Origin of the sequence: Chryseobacterium sp. JAH (genome assembly GCF_001507335.1) — a bacterium.
Taxonomy (GTDB): domain Bacteria; phylum Bacteroidota; class Bacteroidia; order Flavobacteriales; family Weeksellaceae; genus Chryseobacterium.
Map to the genome: position 1 here is coordinate 530,209 of NZ_LMAH01000002.1, position 16,903 is coordinate 547,111.

The following is a 16,903-nucleotide window of genomic DNA, read 5'->3' on the forward strand; positions in this document are numbered from 1 at the left end:
CAAATTAATTTTATTGTATCACGGTTTAATTCTAAAATTTTCATTTATTTTGTAATTTAGAAATTTCAATAACTAACATGAGACTAAAAACCACTCTATTCTTTCTATTTGCTTTCATATCAGCAACTTGGGCTCAACGAATCTCCATAGAATGGAATGGATCAAAAATTGAAGACTTCGGTGATGTTAAGAAGAATCTTCCCAGCTTTACAAATGAAGGCTTTTCTTTCAACCAAAATAATATTTTCATTCTTCATAAGCAAAAGGTAGGTGAAAGTCAGGTGAAAGTTTCTAACCTAGTCTGGGAGACGATTTCTAACAAAGATCTTTTTGATATAAGCAAAAGCCTGCTGCCTGATTATGACATTGCGGATATCAATTATTTCTATCTAAATGGTGAGAGGTTTGCGAATGCCAACGTAGGATTATTCAAAAATGTAAAAGGAAGAATTCAACGACTTGCTTCTTTTGAAATTTCACCCTCAAATTCACCGGTAAATTTTAATGCACAAAAAATAGGTTCAACCATTAATCCTCTCTCTTCAGGAACTTTTTTTAAGATTAAAGTTGATAAATCGGGGATTTTCAAAATTACCACCCAGTTTCTAAAAGACAACGGAATCAATACGGCAAATATTAATCCTAAAAATTTCAGAATTTACGGAAATGGGGGAATTATGCTTCCCGAATTTAATCAGGATATAAAATACAGTGCTCTTCAGGAAAACTCTATTCAGGTTGTTGGTGAGGACGATAATGTCTGGAATGATGCAGATTACGCCCTGTTCTATGCACAGGGACCTAATGGCTATAACCTCTATAATACATCAAACGGAAACGGTATCAAAAGACGCGAGACAAGAAATGACCGTCCTGAAAATCTAAAAAATATTTACGAAGATTTTTCTTATTACTATATCAATTTTGACAAAGGAGCTGGAAAAAGGGTGCAGAATATTGACCTTAACTTACCCACCACTCCACTGATTAGCAGGTATGACGATTATCAGGTCATTAACACCGATCAGAAAAATCTCTTAAAAGTTGGAAGAATTTGGGTTGAAGACCAATCAATTATCACTGAAAAAACGTTGACTTTCAATTTAAACTCTCCTATTCAGGGTTCAGATTTGATAAGATACAAAACTCAGGTTATAGGACACAGGTCGCAGGGCAATAGTATGGGATTCTCCATTAATAATCAGAATCCTCTTACAGATACTTCTTCATCAACCGATTCAGATTTCCATCCTTTCCGTTATAGTGGAACAATCAGTAATTTAAGTGGTAACCAGATCACCATTAAATACAATCCCAATATTTCAATTAATCCTAACGGATCTTTTCATTTAGATTATGTAGAAGTACAGTATAAGGAAGACTTAAAATTTAATGGAAGCCAGATGAATTTTAGAGACTATTCTCTGCAAACTGGCACAAACACCAACTACGGCTTCACAATTTCGCCAACTGCAAACATGGAGCAGGTTTGGGATGTTTCTGATATAACAAATGCCAACAGAAGAGTAAACAAAGCAGGCGGGACGGGAGCTTTCAGTTTTGCTTATACCACGTCAAATCCTGATTTCAATAATGAATTTGTTGCTTTCCGTGCAGATGCTGCATTTACACCTCAGTTTGTGGAGAGAATAAATAATCAAAATCTTTCTGCACTTCAAAATGTAGATTATCTGATTATTGCACCACCTGAAATGATGTCACAGGCACAGAGATTGGCCAATTACCATCAGACAAAAAACAATTATAATGTTCAAATCGTAGATCCAGCAAAAATCTATAATGAATTCGGGAGCGGAAGCAGGGATCTTACAGCAATCCGTGATTTTGTTACAAAACTAAACACTCCACTTGGCAGTTTAAAATATGTATTTGTTTTAGGGGACGCTTCTTTTGATTATAAAAACAGAATTGCTAATAATTCGAATATAGTTTCGAGCTATCAGAGCGAAGAATCTAGTGATTTTATTGCATCATTCGTCACTGATGATTACATTGTAATGACGAAGCCTCAAACAGATCCTTTTTTATCAAATAATTTACCCGATCTTCCTGTAGGAAGAATTCCGGCTGCAAATCCTACGGAGGCTACAAATATGATGGATAAGACGTTGGCTTATTACAATTCTTTGTCAGGACAGTCGACTCCTTTTGGAGAATGGAGAATGAAGCTGGATTTTGTTGTAGATGATGACAACGATGGAGGAACACCCTTCCATACAGTAATGAATAATACTTTGACATCTACATTTGAAATTCCTGCAAGTACTACCCTTAAAGAATATAATGTAAGAAAATTATATATGGATGCCTTTCAGTCCCAAAGCACGGCTGGTGGACAGAGATATCCGCAGGTAAATCAAGCGATTTCAAACGATTTGGGTAACAGTTTATATCTTTTTTACTTAGGACATGGTGGAATTAATGGTTGGGCTCAGGAAAGAGTATTCACGTTAAATGAAATCCAAAATGCAAATAATTTCTCTAATGTATACAGCAGATTTCCATTCGTATCCACCATTACCTGCGAATTCACACTTTGGGACGAACCGGGAACTTCCTCTGCCGGAGAACAGCTTATGAAATTAAAGCAGGGAGGTGCCGCCGCAATGATTACGTCAAGCCGCGCCGTGGGTGTAGGCTATGGTCTTGATTTTACCAATCTATATACTAAAGATATTTTTGAGCTGGTAAATGATGATTTTATCCCAGTGGGAGATGCCCATCTAAACGCTAAAAAACTAAGACCCGGAGATTCAAACCACCTGAAAGTAAATTTATTGGGTGATCCTGCGATGAAACTGAGCAGACCACAGAGACTGCTGGTTATCGATGGTATCGAGACTCCGGTTCCGGGATTAATCAGAGGATTAGATTTTGTAAAAGTAAAAGGCCACATCAATAATTCAAATGGTTCTACAAACACTACATTTAACGGAAGAGTGGTTATCAATATTTTTGATAAAAGATTAAATAAAACAACATTAAACAATGACGGAGGTTTAACGCCTGTTTTACAATATACCGAAGAAGGAAGTGCTATTGTAAAAGCTTCCGGAACTGCTGTAAACGGAGTTTTCACCGTAGAATTTTATGTCCCGAAAGATATCAATTATGCAGTAGGTGAAGGAAGGTTGCTTGGATACGCCGATAATAAATCTATTGATGTATTCAATAATCAGGCAGTGCAGGTCGGTGATATCAACCCAAATGGCATTAATGATAATGAACCGCCAAAAGTAAAGCTGTATATGAACAACACCAATTTTGCAAATGGTGGAATCACAGATCAAAACCCTATGCTCCTTGCTTGTGTAACAGATGATACAGGAATAAATTCTACAGGTTCTGGTATTGGTCACGATATTACTGTATATTTGGACGGACAAATTATTAACACCGTAGTTTTGAATGATTTCTATGCTTCAGGTGAAGGAAATGGATGTCTGAGCCCAGGTTTGGCAGATTACCAAAAAGGAAATGTAACCTATCCTTTCAGGAATTTATCTGTAGGGCAACATCAGCTGACGTTTAAAGTTTGGGATATAAACAATAATTCAACAACTGAAACGTTAAACTTTGAAGTTAAAGATGAGGCAGACCAGCATTTGGTAATCAACAGACCACTTAACTGGCCAAACCCTTTTACCAACAAAACATATATACATTTTGAGCATAATTGTGATGATATATTGGATGTGAATGTTCAAATTTATACCATTACAGGAAAATTGGTAAGAACTTTAAGCCAGCCAGTTGTTGCAGAACCCTTCCTACAGGGCTTTAGAACACCACGTCAGGCAATAGAATGGGATGGAAAAGACGATTTTGGTGACACAGTTGCAAAAGGTACGTATATTTTTAAGATATTTGCAAAAAGTCAAAATCAAGAAAAATGCAAAGGGAGTGCTACAGCTGTAGAAAAAATGGTACTTTTGAAGTAAAATAAATAAGTAATTAAGAATATCAATAAAAAACTGATAATATATAAAAGACAACATATGAATTTAACTACTAAACTGCTTTTGGGGATTGGTTTGAGTGCTGGGTTTTTAGGCTATGCACAGGATTTAAGTCAGGTAAGACCTGTATTAACCGGAGCTCCATTCCTGAGAATTGCACCAGATGCAAGATCAGGGGGTATGGGAGATCAGGGGGTCGTTACTTCCCCGGATGCTTTTTCTCAATTTTGGAATGCGGTAAAATATCCTTTTAGCAGAACGAGTTCTTCTGTGGGTATTAACTACACACCTTACATGGGGAAACTTACAAATGATGTATTTTTACTATATGGAGCATTCCATAAATTTTTAGGTCAGGAAGAAAGATCAACAATTTCTGCAAGTATTTATTACTTTAATATGGGTGAGGTAGATCTTACTTCTCTTGTAGGAAATGAAGTAACTTCTAACGGTACTTCTAAGCCGAACGAATTCTCGGTTGATATTGCTTACGGCCTGAAACTTTCTGATTCATACTCAATGGCTGTTACAGGTAGATTCATACGTTCAGATTTGGCCGGAGGATTCAACACAGATACTACATTGAAGCCAGCTAATAGTTTCGCAGTAGATATCTCAGGATACTATACTTCTCAAAGATTTTCAAGTTTTGGAGGCTATGATGGTAAATTAAATGCTGGTTTTGCAGTGACCAATTTAGGTCCGAAATTAGACTATACAGGAAACGAAGAATCTAGATCTTATCTTCCTACAATGGCTAGATTAGGGGTTGGTTACGATATGTACCTGGATGATGTCAACAGAGTTGGTTTAAGTGTTGAAGGTTCTAAAATCTTAGTACCGGGATCAGAATTCATAGGAAATGACCCTAATACAAGACAGCCTATGTATGCAGTACCAAATGTAGGAGTAATGTCAGGAATTGGAAAATCTTTCAAAAATCCTGAATCAATCATGTACAGTGGTGCTTTAGAATATTCTTATGATAACGCATTTGCTGTAAGAGGAGGTTACTTCCACGAAAGTGACGTGCAGGGAGCAAGACAATTTGCAACTGCTGGTATTGGTTTAAAATACCGCTCTTTCGGATTAGACATTTCTTATCTAATCAATATGTCTAAGATCAACACTGCTTTGGATAACACACTACGTTTCGGTCTTACCTGGAACATCGGTGACGAAACTTCTAATGTAGATAACTAAGTATAACTGAATATACCATACAAAGCTCCAATTTTTATTGGAGCTTTTTTGTTGATTTAAATTCACAGCTTATGCCGAAGAAAATGCGGAAATCAAATATGAATAAAATATGTTTACAAAAGTCGGGTAATTATGGGGCTTTTTGTTTTTCAATAATTATTTTTGTACCATGAACTATTCTGCGGAGCTAAAAAAGATCGTAACAAGCCAATATGTATATTCTTCCATAAGAATTACGTTGGCAACGGTTATTCCATGTTTGGTTCTCTCCTACTTTGGTCTGCTTAAAGAATATTTTCTTTTTCCCTTAGGAACTAGCTTTGTTGCACTCACCGATCAGCCTGGACCGTTTATCCGAAGAAGAAATTCACTGACGTTCGCTATTTTCTGTTTCGTGATTGTTTCAGCCATTGCAAGTCTGGTGAAAGGCATTATTCCTTTGGTCATTTTAGAAATCATTGCTTTCGGAATGTTCTTTTCGTTAATCGGCGTTTATGGGCAAAGACTTGCCGCCGTAGGATCATTAGCATTGGTTGTTCTCGCCATCTTTATTGACGGACACTTAACCGGCGCGAATATTTTAAAAAGCCTCCTGATTTTTGCCGCCGGCTGTATTTGGTTTTTATTGATTTTTTTAATTGTTACGACAATTCAACCTTATAAACTCGCCAGTCAGATGATTGGTGAAAACTATCTTCAGCTGGCAGAATTTCTTAAAATAAAAGCTAATTTTTATCAGAAAAACCCAGATTTCGACAGATTAAACTCACAAATCATCGCCAAGCAGATTGAGATTAAAAATCTGCAGGAAGAAACTCGAGAAACAGTTTTTAAAACAAGAACGATCGTCAACGAATCGACAACTATCAGCAGATTACTGATGCTTACGTTTTTGAATTCAATGGACTTGCACGAGAAATTGATGACTTCAGAAAGTGATTACAAAAAGTTACAGCAAAGTTTCGAAGACTCGACCATTCTTGTAAAAATTCATGATTACCTCAATATACTTTCTGAAGAAATTGCCAACATCGGAATTTCACTTCAGAGCAGTACAAGAGCAAAACCTGTTTTCAACCTTGAGACACGTTCGCAGGATCTTAATGTTCATTATTTTGAATTGAGAAATAGAGAAATGAATCCTGATACGCTTGAAAACTTTATGATTTTGAGACAGATCATGATGCGTATCAATGAAATAACAAAAGAAATAAACGAAATATATAAAGTATTTGCTCAAAACGTAAAATTGGCAAAAAGTCTATCTACCGGTTTAGATTTGAAAAAATTTATGCCTAATGAGGAAAAAATTAATTTTAAAGTTTTAAGAAGCAATATTTCTTTAACCTCATCGCATTTTCGCCATGCGATCAGAATTACCATTGCCTTATTATTAGGATATCTGGTTTCTCAACTTCCGTTTATAGAAATCGGTCATACCTACTGGATTTTAATTACGATTGTTGCCATTTTAAAACCCGCGTATTCGATAACCAAACAACGAAATTTTCTGAGGTTCTGCGGGACTGTGGTAGGTGCGGTGATTGCTTATGCTATTTTGTACTACGTTCACATTAATGCCATTCTGTTTGCGATTCTTTTATTAAGTATGATTCTCTGCTTCAGTTTATTGAAAGGACGTTATTTTTGGGCGGTTCTCTTTATGACGATGTATGTTTTTATGAGTTTTAATTTTTTAAATCCCGGAAACATCAATGTCATTTTTAAAGATAGAATTGTTGACACCATTATTGCAGGGATTATTGCTTTTCTTGTTTCCTATATTGTGCTTCCGGTGTGGGAACATACTCAGAATTTAGAGTTGATGAAAAAATCAGCAGAATCTAATCTCACATATTTCCACAGTGTGATGGCAAAATTTCTGAATGAAGATTTTGATATTGAAGATTATAAGGTTAAACGAAAAAATGCCATTATTTCTCTCGCTAATCTTTCGGATAATTTCCAACGAATGATTTCTGACCCTAAAAATCAGCAGAAAAAACTGGAAGTCGTGCATCAGTTTGTAGCCACTTCACATCTTATTACAGCATATACTGCTTCACTTTCACAATATTCTAAAAATAATAAAAAGTATCCGGAAATAGATTCTGAAAGCTGGACAAAAAAAATTGAAGCCGAAATGAATCAGGTCTCAGCCTTGCTGAAAGGAGAAAAAATTACGGAGACCCTGAGAATGGACAGCCGCTTGGAACCGGAAGATTCATCGATAGAAAATTTATTGATTCAAAGAAAATCTGAGTTGTTGGAAAATGAAATTTTCGACCGCAGAGATCCGAATAAAATTTCGCATTTAACAGAACTCAAAAATATTCATGATGTCCTGGAACTGATCTATGATGTTGCCAAAGAACAGCGAAAGGTAATTCAGACCTATCAGACTGAAACCACTACTCTTCCACAATCGTGAAGCAGTAATCATCAAAGAATTTCACTCTCGCTTTAAATTCATCCGAAAGCTGATCATCATGCACTCTGCAGCTGATATCGAATAAATATTTAAGTTCAAAAGGTTTCACCTCATAATGCTTTTTGAGCGACCAGTGTTTTGAATGGTGAATTTTGTACATACTTTCCTTTACGCTCCAGATAATTGTGTAAAAAGTAACTTCATTATCGAAAGGTATAAATCCTCGTTCATTTTCATATGTAAACTTATCAATTACCCGCATAATTTTGGGATTGAATTTCTCAATATCAATTCCTATCTTATTTTTAGAAATCGCAATTGCAGCAAAAGGAAAAGAATGAGTAATAGAAATTTCAGCATCTTTAGGCGATAGAAAAGGTTCTCTCTCTTTATATAAAATTTTGGAGTTGGGCTTTAAACTCTTTAAAAGTTTTCTCACCATCAAAACTTCCAAGAGTTTTTTTGGATGGTAATCTCTGACTTTTTCTGCATTTTCCGGCTCCAGGAGTTCATCATGATTCAAGTCTTCACCTTCCTCATATTTCCATACAAGAATAGTGGCGTTGTCATCAGAAAAATCGCGGTAAAGTGGCATTGCTTAATTTATTGAGTAAAAGTAATAAAAAATACAGGAAGTTTTTCTGGTTAGAATGTATACAAAACCTTGAGCAATAAAAAATCCATTATGACAGAAAAACGATTTCTGTTATAATGGAATGTATTATTGAATTTTACTTAAAAACTGCCAGTTATCTTATCTTTTAGCAATTCTAAAGATATATTTAGACTAGAGGTTCTTGTTGGCTTAAACAGTGAAAGCTTCCCAATCCCCAAATAATATCTGTAGAATCTATCCCTACAACTTTTCTGTCAGGAAAACATTTTTGAATAATATCCAAAGCAACCTGATCTTTTTCACACCTGTAAGTCGGAACAATGACCGATTTGTTTGCAATATAAAAATTGGCATAAGACGCCGGCAATCGCTGATCTTCCCAAATTACAGGATCCGGCATTGGAAGTTCTATAATATTTAACGGACTTCCGTCGAGCAAACGCATTTCCTTTAGCTGTCTAAGATTGGTCTGAAGAATTTCGTAATTTTCATCTTCCTTATTATCTTCTACAACCGTAAGAACTGTGTTTTCATTTACAAATCTGATGGTATCATCCACGTGACCATCTGTATCATCACCAATGATTCCGTCTTCAACCCAAAGAATTTGATCTACACCATAGAAGTCTTTCAAATACTGCTCTACTTCCTCCTGTGATAAATGCGGGTTTCTATTTTTATTCAGCAAGCAAGATTTTGAAGTTAGAATCGTTCCTTTTCCGTTAAATTCCACAGATCCGCCTTCCATGATAATCCCCGGATAAATAACAGGAAGATCAAACTCTGCCCCTATTTTCGTAGGAATCACATCATCCAGTTCGAATGGAGGATATTTTCCGCCCCAAGCATTGAAACCCCAATCTAAAATGATTTTTTGTTCTTCTGCATCTTTATTAATCAAAAATGCGGGCCCGTGATCTCTGCACCATGCATCATTCGTTTCGTGAAAATAAAATTCGATATTTTCTAATTTGGCTCCGGCCTGCATAATGCAATCCATCGCAAATTTCCTCATCTCTTCATCTTTCACATTAATTCTCACAAATTCATCCTGAGAAATAACTTTTATAAATTCCGCATATTGAGGATATATTTCCTGTAATTTATCTGGCCACGATTCTTCTTTGTGAGGCCAAGACAACCAGGTTGCTTCGTGTTCTTCCCATTCTGCCGGAAAACGGTAACCCAACTGTTTGGGTGTTTTATTCTGATCTTTCATTAGTCTTCGTCAATAAAACGTTTGGTAATCGGCGAATAGGTTTCAATTCTTCTGTCACGAAGGAAAGGCCAGTGTTTTCTCATATAATCGGTCTGTGCCAAATCTACTTCCGTTACTGCTACCTCTTCGTGATCGTGAGAACCAAGATACAATAGTTTACCCTGTGCGTTGGTCACAAAACTTCCGCCCCAGAATTTCATGGCTCCGTCCTGTTCAAATCCAACTCTGTTTACAGAAACTACAGGAAGACCGTTAGCAACAGAATGAGAACGCTGGATAGTCTGCCAGGCATTATATTGATCCTGATTCGTCTCTTCATCCTGAGTGGTGTCCCAACCTATTGCGGTAGGATAAAACATGATATCAGCACCCATTAATGCAGTAATTCTTGAAGCTTCAGGATACCACTGATCCCAACAGATCAAGACACCCACTTTCCCGAATTTTGTAGGGAAAATCTTGTATCCTAAATCTCCTGGTGTGAAATAAAATTTTTCGTAGAATGCAGGATCATCCGGAATATGCATCTTACGGTATTTCCCCAAATAAGTTCCATCTGCATCAATAACAGCTGTAGTATTGTGATACAAACCCTGCGCACGTTTTTCAAAAAGTGACGCAATAATCACCACACCCAATTCTTTTGCAACTGGTGAAAGTGCATCTGTAGAAGGTCCCGGAATAGCTTCTGCCAGATCAAAATTATCATAATCTTCAACATCGCAAAAATAAAGCGATGTGAATAATTCCTGTAAACAAACAATCTGTGCACCTTTCGCTGCAGCTTCTCTTATTTTTTCAATGGCTTTGTTCAGATTTTCCTGCTTGTCTGCTACACAAGACATCTGGACTGTACCTATTTTTACTTTTGACATTTTCTAAATTTTATGATACAAAAATAATATTTTTAAAATACATACTGTGCTACTTTATTAAATGAATAGGTGCCTTCTATCAGCATTACAACAAAAGTTATCATTAAGATAATTAAAAGTAAATATACAAACGCCTCATAGATTCCTGAAACTATGAGGCGTTGTACATGATTTACCATAATAACTGTAAATCTTCAAAGGCTAAAAGCTTACTTACTAACTAAAAATAAGCTTCGATACATTATTTAGACTGATGATTGGTTTCATTTCTGTGTTGCACAACTTGCAGATTCTCGTCTACGGAATAAGCACTTCCAAATCCGTTCACATAAGTACCTTTCACAGGAGTTAAAGCAATCAAAATAAAATCTTTCATTTCAGAAATTACCTCTACCACTTTTCCGTGAGTTTCTTTTAATTGACCTATAACAAGATTCCACCTGTCAGAATCTCTATCGATTTGACTTACTCCAGCTTCAATCGTTAATCTTTCACGAGCATAGATTTGTTTTGTCGAAGACTCATCTTCAATAAACATGATTGAGGTTTTTCTGCCTTCAGATAAGTTTTTTGTATGCTTCGCCATAAAAGACACTATTATATAAAAAGTGTTTTCAACTTGTACAAATGGTGCATAGCTTGAGTTTGGAGTTCCTTCTGCATCTACTGTTGCAAGGATAATACTTTGAGTTCTTGCAATAAGTTCTTTTATTTTTGGACTAAGAGGTTTTGCGTGTCTTTGGGCTTCTTCCTGCGTGTGACTATGATTCATAATATAGATTTATGTCTGTAAAAATACATAATTTAGAATAAATAAAAATAAAACTCACTGACCACTTCAACAAAAAATGATCTTTACAGTATTGAAAAAAGGAGAAATTCCATATAGAAGAAATTTTTGACTGCAAATCTAAAAAGTTGTAAAACAGTCTATTTCGTCAAAAAATAGCCCAAAAGGGTTATTGCATAAGTTTAGTTTAAACTATAATTTTACTTAAAACAAAACTTACGACCATGAACCGAAAAACTTTTTTACAATACGCTTCTGCTGGTGTTGCAGCAGCATCTTTTCTACCATTACTGTCTTTCACAAAAAACTTAAAATCGAGTGATTATTTTATGGGAGACAAATTTCTTGTTATTAAAGGACAAGAATGGTTATTCTCGTTTACAATTGATTCCGATCTGCTTTCTAAATTTAAAGAAACCAGTGATCAAACTAAGGAAATCAAACTTTCTGGAAACACAGAAACAGACTTGGTATACAAAGCCGATTCTATAATCGAGAAAACCATAGATTCTAAAAATCTCCATTTCATTACATTTTCAATTATAAAAGATAAACTGACATCCGAGAACTTCAAATTTGCAAAAGATGCATTCGGGAAAGAATTTATAATGGAGGTACATGATAAATGCCATGCCGTAATTAGAAATGAAAAACTAAAAGTGGATCTCCCATTTAGGTACATCAAAAATATGAGCAGTGATCCTGATGCAAATTGCTTTTTAACGTCTGCCTGTGTTTTTCACAAAGGTTTACCGGATGATTGTGCAGAGCTGATGATTTTAAGAAATCTAAGGGAAACAGTAATGAAACCAAATCCCATTTTTAATCAGCTGATTGCAGAATACAATGTGATTGCTCCAAAAATGCTCAGCAATATTGGCGATTCAGAAAATAAGGGCGAAATACTTGAAACCATTTACAGTAATTTGGTACTACCAGCAGTTAATTTGGTAGAAGAAGGCAAAAACGAAGAAGCAATTGCATATTATCGCGATTTTGTACAGGAAATGAAATATCTTTATTTATAACGCAATAAGTGTAATTTTCTTCAAAAAAAGCTATTTCTATTATGTTACAAATAAGTTAATTACTGTAATAATTCATATGTATGAAGTTGATGGTCAGTTTTTATATCTTAATTATATGTTGTAATTTTGCACTTTAATTATTTGAATTTAAACTTATTCATAAGATATGAGTACTACAACACAATACATTCCTTATAAAGTTAAGGATATCACCCTTGCAGAATGGGGAAGAAAAGAAATTACTCTAGCAGAAGCAGAAATGCCAGGTTTGATGTCAATCCGTGAAGAATTCGGACCATCTCAGCCATTAAAAGGTGCAAGAATCGCAGGGTGTCTTCACATGACGATTCAGACTGCAGTTTTGATTGAAACTTTGGTTGCTCTAGGAGCTGAAGTAACTTGGTCTTCATGTAATATTTTCTCTACTCAGGATCATGCTGCTGCTGCGATTGCTGCTGCAGGAATCCCAGTGTACGCTTGGAAGGGTCTTAATGAAGAGGAATTTGACTGGTGTATCGAGCAAACTTTATTCTTCGGTGAAGACAGAAAACCATTGAATATGATCTTAGACGACGGTGGAGATTTGACGAACATGGTTTTCGACAGATACCCTGAATTCACAAAAGACATCAAAGGACTTTCTGAAGAAACCACTACTGGTGTTCACAGATTGTACGAAAGAATGAAAAACGGAACTTTAGTAATGCCTGCAATCAACGTAAATGATTCAGTGACTAAATCTAAGTTTGACAACAAGTACGGATGTAAAGAATCTGCAGTAGATGCTGTAAGAAGAGCTACCGACATTATGTTGGCTGGTAAAAGAGTTGTAGTTTGCGGATACGGAGACGTAGGTAAAGGTACTGCTGCTTCTTTCAGAGGTGCTGGTTCTATCGTTACGGTGACAGAAATCGACCCAATCTGTGCTTTACAGGCTGCAATGGATGGTTTTGAAGTAAAAAGATTAGATACTGTTGTAGATAACGCAGATATCGTAATCACTACAACCGGTAACTTCAACATCGTAAGAAAAGAGCATTTCTTAAAATTAAAAGATAAAGCGATCGTTTGTAACATTGGTCACTTCGATAACGAAATCGATATGGCTTGGTTGAACGAAAACTATGGTCACACAAAATCTGAGGTGAAACCACAAGTTGACATCTATACTTTGGAAGAAGGTAAAGAAGTGATCATCCTTGCTGAAGGTAGATTGGTAAACCTTGGTTGTGCAACGGGTCACCCAAGTTTTGTAATGTCTAACTCTTTCTCTAACCAGACTTTGGCTCAGATTGAACTTTGGACAAACTCTGAAGCTTACGGAAATGAGGTGTATATGCTTCCTAAGCATTTAGATGAAAAAGTTGCAGCTCTTCACCTAAAGAAATTAAGTGTTGAGTTGGAAGTTCTTTCTACTGAACAGGCTGAATACATCGGTGTAGATGTGAAAGGACCTTTCAAACCTGAATACTACAGATACTAAGATTCTCTATCTTTAAAATACACAATCCCATTATTCAACATAATGGGATTTTTCATGTAAAACACTTTAAAACTCTCTTAGGAATTCCTACTTTTGAACAATTAAAATTTAAAAATGAAAAAGTACTATTTCCTGAGTATAATGGGTTCCTTACTATTATTTAGCAGCTGCGAAAGTGAAGATGAAATCGAATTTGTAACCGATCCTGTGGAACAAAGAATATTATTGAGCAAAGTAACTACCGTTTATTACGATAATCCTGCAAATCCCGAAACTACTGTATCAACATTAGATTATAATAATCAGGGACAACTAATTAAAACTACCTCTGCAGGTCGATCTTCAACTTTTGAATATAATGCAGCAGGAAAACCCGTGAAGACAAATCATTATAAAGCTGACGGAACTTTGGATTACTATTCATCTTATACATATAATGGTGAAGAACTTCAAAATATAAAAGCAATCTATAATAATCCTGACCTAAATCGTACAATAAATTACACCTATACGAATGGTCACGTGACAAGCTCTACGCTTTGTCAATCAGCAAACTGTAGCAATCCTAGTACATCGACCTACACATACAACGGAGAAAATATTACCGTACAAACTTCGGTTATCGGTGGTACTGTTTCTTCATCCACCAAGCATGAATATTTGTACGACAATCAACTTAATCCTTATTCTTTCACGAACAAATATTTAAAAATTATGATGGCGGAGCGTATGTTTTAAGTAAAAATAATTATACAAGCGAGAGAATCAGTTTTAAAGATAGTGCCGGTAACTGGATTCAGAATCAGCAAATTATTTATGAAGTTCAATACAACAGTGTTCAGTTACCGACTCAGGTAATCGGGCGGTCAGCAAACGGGAATAATTATGTAAAATACAATTATGAATATATCGCCCAATAAAAATTATACAAACCGATGTATTTTTTTAGTTCTTTGAGACGAAGGATCACAAAAAAAGAATCTTTCAAAATCATCAAAGAATAGTGAAAAAAACATAAATAAATAATACGATTTCACTAAAATATAATACATTTGGACGAACTAAACATTAAAAAACATAATAATGAAAAAACAGGGAGTTTCTAATGCGTTTGTTGCAGCTTCATGGGTCGCTCTGGGCGCAGGAATGATTGGCTATATTGTCGGTCTGGTAAGAGCAGAAATGCTATTAAACGAAAAAGGATATTATTTCACTATTCTATTGTATGGTTTGTTTGCCGTAGTGTCTTTGCAGAAAGCCGTACGAGACAGAATGGAAAATATAAAGGTAACAGACATTTACTATGGCATCTGCTGGTTTGCCACTTTATCGTCTATCGTTTTATTAACCATTGGGTTATTTAATGCTACCATCTTACCTAGTGAGAAAGGATTTTACGCCTTTGCATTTCTTTTGGCTCTGTTTGGCGCTATCGCCGTCCAGAAGAACACTCGGGACAATATGATGGAGGATTAAATAAAAATAAAAGAGCTTACTAGATTTAGTGAGCTTTTTTATTTTTTAAATCTCTATTTCACAAAATAATGATATGTTTAAAAATTTATTATCTTTGTGATTCAATACCTTATCAAAATAGCAAAACTATCTTATTATCTTTAGGAATATTAAAAATCATTTTTCAATAAAACTTAAGAGGGAATGGTCCTGCTAATTATTAATACACCGATCAAAATATTATGATAAAATTTTTACTGTTTGCGACATGTATTTTCTTCATTCAATTCACCAAAGCTCAGAATGAGTTTATTACGATTTGGAAACCCGGGTTGGTTTCAAATCCTGTTCTGTTGGTAGAAGCTCCTTTTCAAGCGAACTCAAATCAAATCTGGTTTCCCGGTAGTGGTGACAACTACACCATAGAATGGGAAGAGGTGGGTTATCCTCTCCACAACGGAATTATGACTAACGTAAACTCTACGAATCAGGTTTTAGTAGATTTCGGCACATCTGCGGGTGATGCCTCCAGTGCAACCTACAGAGTAAAAGTATCTAATGGCAACGGGATTTTCAGACAGATAAAATTTGGAAGCGCTCAGCTATTTCCCGCGGCAGAACAACTTTTTCCAATTTGGCAGATGTTGGGAAGCGCAGATAAAATTATAGAAATAGAACAGTGGGGAAATATTTCCTGGGTTTCGATGAACTCTGCCTTTACCAATTGTAAATTGGTGCAGCTTACAGCGACAGACAGCCCAGACCTTAATAATGTGACTGATTTATCATTCATGTTTTATGGAACTCCACAGTTTATAGGAGCTAGCTCAATGCAGAACTGGAATACTTCTCAAATTCAGAATTTCCGTTTTATGTTTTCTTGTCTTTTAGAGACTTCCAATATTCCTCATCAGTTTAATTCACCTTATATAGGCAATTGGAATACTTCTTCTGCTACAGATATGAGCTATATGCTGGCAGGGAGAACTGTATTTAATCAAAGTGTAAATAACTGGGATGTTTCTAATGTTACAGACATGAGCTGGATGTTTGGCCAGTGCATGAGTTTTAATCAGAGACTTGACAGTTGGGATACTTCAAGCCTTCAAGACATGCATTTTATGTTCCACATGATTCCTGTCTTTAATCAGCCATTAAATACGTGGAATACTTCTAATGTAACTGATATGGCGCATGTATTTCATGGATGTGTGGCTTTTAATCAAAATCTGAATGCCTGGAACGTAAGTAATGTCACCAGGCTAAATACATTTTTAACAAATGCCTCAAGTTTTAATCAATCATTTGAGGATTGGAATTTAGCTTCCCTTACAGATGCTTCCGGGATGGTTCTATTAACTTCTATTGACTGTAATAACTATAGCAAAACGCTTGCAGGCTGGGCAAATAATCCCAATACACCGAATAATATTAATTTAGCAAACGTTTCACCTGCTCAGTACGCTTCTAACGTGGTCAATAAGAGAAATATTCTGGTCAATAATAAAAACTGGATGATCTCGGGAGACTCAGTCGGAAATTGCTTATTGGCAGTTTCCGAAATTAAATCAACTCAAAAAGGTTCCATTTATCCAAACCCTGCATCAGACACCATTCATTTTGACCATTTGCATGCTGAGAAATACAGAATCGTTGATGCAAGTGGAAGGTTAATAAAAGAAGGAAATATTGTCACAGAAATGATCAATGTAAGTACTTTACCCAAAGGAAATTATATTCTTCAAACTGTATCAAAAGATAAGGTAGAGTCTTTCAAGTTTATTAAAAATTAAAAGAAAACATATCTTTCCAATACACCAAAT

The 16,903-nt window shown here is 35.6% G+C and carries 12 protein-coding genes; 8 read left to right on the plus strand and 4 right to left on the minus strand.

Translation table 11 applies throughout. From position 1 onward, the window contains the following. The first annotated feature begins 77 nt into the window (after positions 1-77). The 3 genes from porU to AR685_RS06045 all read left to right on the plus strand — a co-directional run bounded on the left by porU (position 78) and on the right by AR685_RS06045 (position 7,614). A complete protein-coding gene (gene porU, locus AR685_RS06035) occupies positions 78-3,962 on the plus strand; it encodes a type IX secretion system sortase PorU (RefSeq protein WP_059124017.1) in 3,885 nt (1,294 codons plus the stop codon). A gap of 57 nt (positions 3,963-4,019) precedes the next feature. Beyond that, positions 4,020-5,183, plus strand: a complete 1,164-nt coding sequence (gene porV / locus AR685_RS06040) for a type IX secretion system outer membrane channel protein PorV (RefSeq protein WP_059124018.1) — start codon at positions 4,020-4,022, stop codon at positions 5,181-5,183. A 169-nt stretch (positions 5,184-5,352) separates the two neighbouring features. Then, positions 5,353-7,614: an FUSC family protein gene (locus AR685_RS06045; RefSeq protein WP_047442607.1), complete on the plus strand. Its 2,262-nt coding sequence runs from the start codon at positions 5,353-5,355 to the stop codon at positions 7,612-7,614. Here AR685_RS06045 and AR685_RS06050 read toward each other — a convergent pair. The 4 genes from AR685_RS06050 to AR685_RS06065 all read right to left on the minus strand — a co-directional run bounded on the left by AR685_RS06050 (position 7,595) and on the right by AR685_RS06065 (position 11,096). Further along, a complete protein-coding gene (locus AR685_RS06050) occupies positions 7,595-8,209 on the minus strand; it encodes a 4'-phosphopantetheinyl transferase family protein (protein WP_047442605.1) in 615 nt (204 codons plus the stop codon). The genes AR685_RS06045 and AR685_RS06050 overlap by 20 nt on opposite strands. A 187-nt stretch (positions 8,210-8,396) precedes the next feature. After that, positions 8,397-9,449, minus strand: coding sequence for an agmatine/peptidylarginine deiminase (locus AR685_RS06055; RefSeq protein WP_047442603.1), 1,053 nt, complete (start codon positions 9,447-9,449; stop codon positions 8,397-8,399). Continuing rightward, complete coding sequence (locus AR685_RS06060; protein ID WP_047442601.1) at positions 9,449-10,324, minus strand: carbon-nitrogen hydrolase; 876 nt, start codon at positions 10,322-10,324, stop codon at positions 9,449-9,451. The genes AR685_RS06055 and AR685_RS06060 overlap by 1 nt, the downstream gene beginning before the upstream one ends. A gap of 241 nt (positions 10,325-10,565) precedes the next feature. Continuing rightward, complete coding sequence (locus AR685_RS06065; RefSeq protein WP_047442600.1) at positions 10,566-11,096, minus strand: HugZ family protein; 531 nt, start codon at positions 11,094-11,096, stop codon at positions 10,566-10,568. 242 nt (positions 11,097-11,338) lie between these two features. Between AR685_RS06065 and AR685_RS06070 the strand changes: the two genes are divergently transcribed. From AR685_RS06070 to AR685_RS06090, 5 genes are all read left to right on the plus strand, one after another. Then, entirely contained in the window at positions 11,339-12,142 is an 804-nt protein-coding gene (locus AR685_RS06070; RefSeq protein ID WP_047442599.1) for a hypothetical protein, read from the plus strand. Between the two features lie 166 nt (positions 12,143-12,308). Beyond that, complete coding sequence (gene ahcY, locus AR685_RS06075) at positions 12,309-13,625, plus strand: adenosylhomocysteinase (protein WP_047442598.1); 1,317 nt, start codon at positions 12,309-12,311, stop codon at positions 13,623-13,625. 114 nt (positions 13,626-13,739) lie between these two features. Further along, the gene (locus AR685_RS06080) at positions 13,740-14,363 is read left to right on the plus strand and encodes a hypothetical protein (RefSeq protein ID WP_059124019.1); all 624 of its coding nucleotides are present in this window, start codon (positions 13,740-13,742) and stop codon (positions 14,361-14,363) included. 345 nt (positions 14,364-14,708) lie between these two features. Continuing rightward, a complete protein-coding gene (yiaA, locus tag AR685_RS06085; RefSeq protein WP_047442595.1) occupies positions 14,709-15,101 on the plus strand; it encodes an inner membrane protein YiaA in 393 nt (130 codons plus the stop codon). A 221-nt stretch (positions 15,102-15,322) separates the two neighbouring features. Next, the gene (locus AR685_RS06090; RefSeq protein WP_052187659.1) at positions 15,323-16,873 is read left to right on the plus strand and encodes a BspA family leucine-rich repeat surface protein; all 1,551 of its coding nucleotides are present in this window, start codon (positions 15,323-15,325) and stop codon (positions 16,871-16,873) included. Positions 16,874-16,903 lie beyond the last annotated feature (30 nt).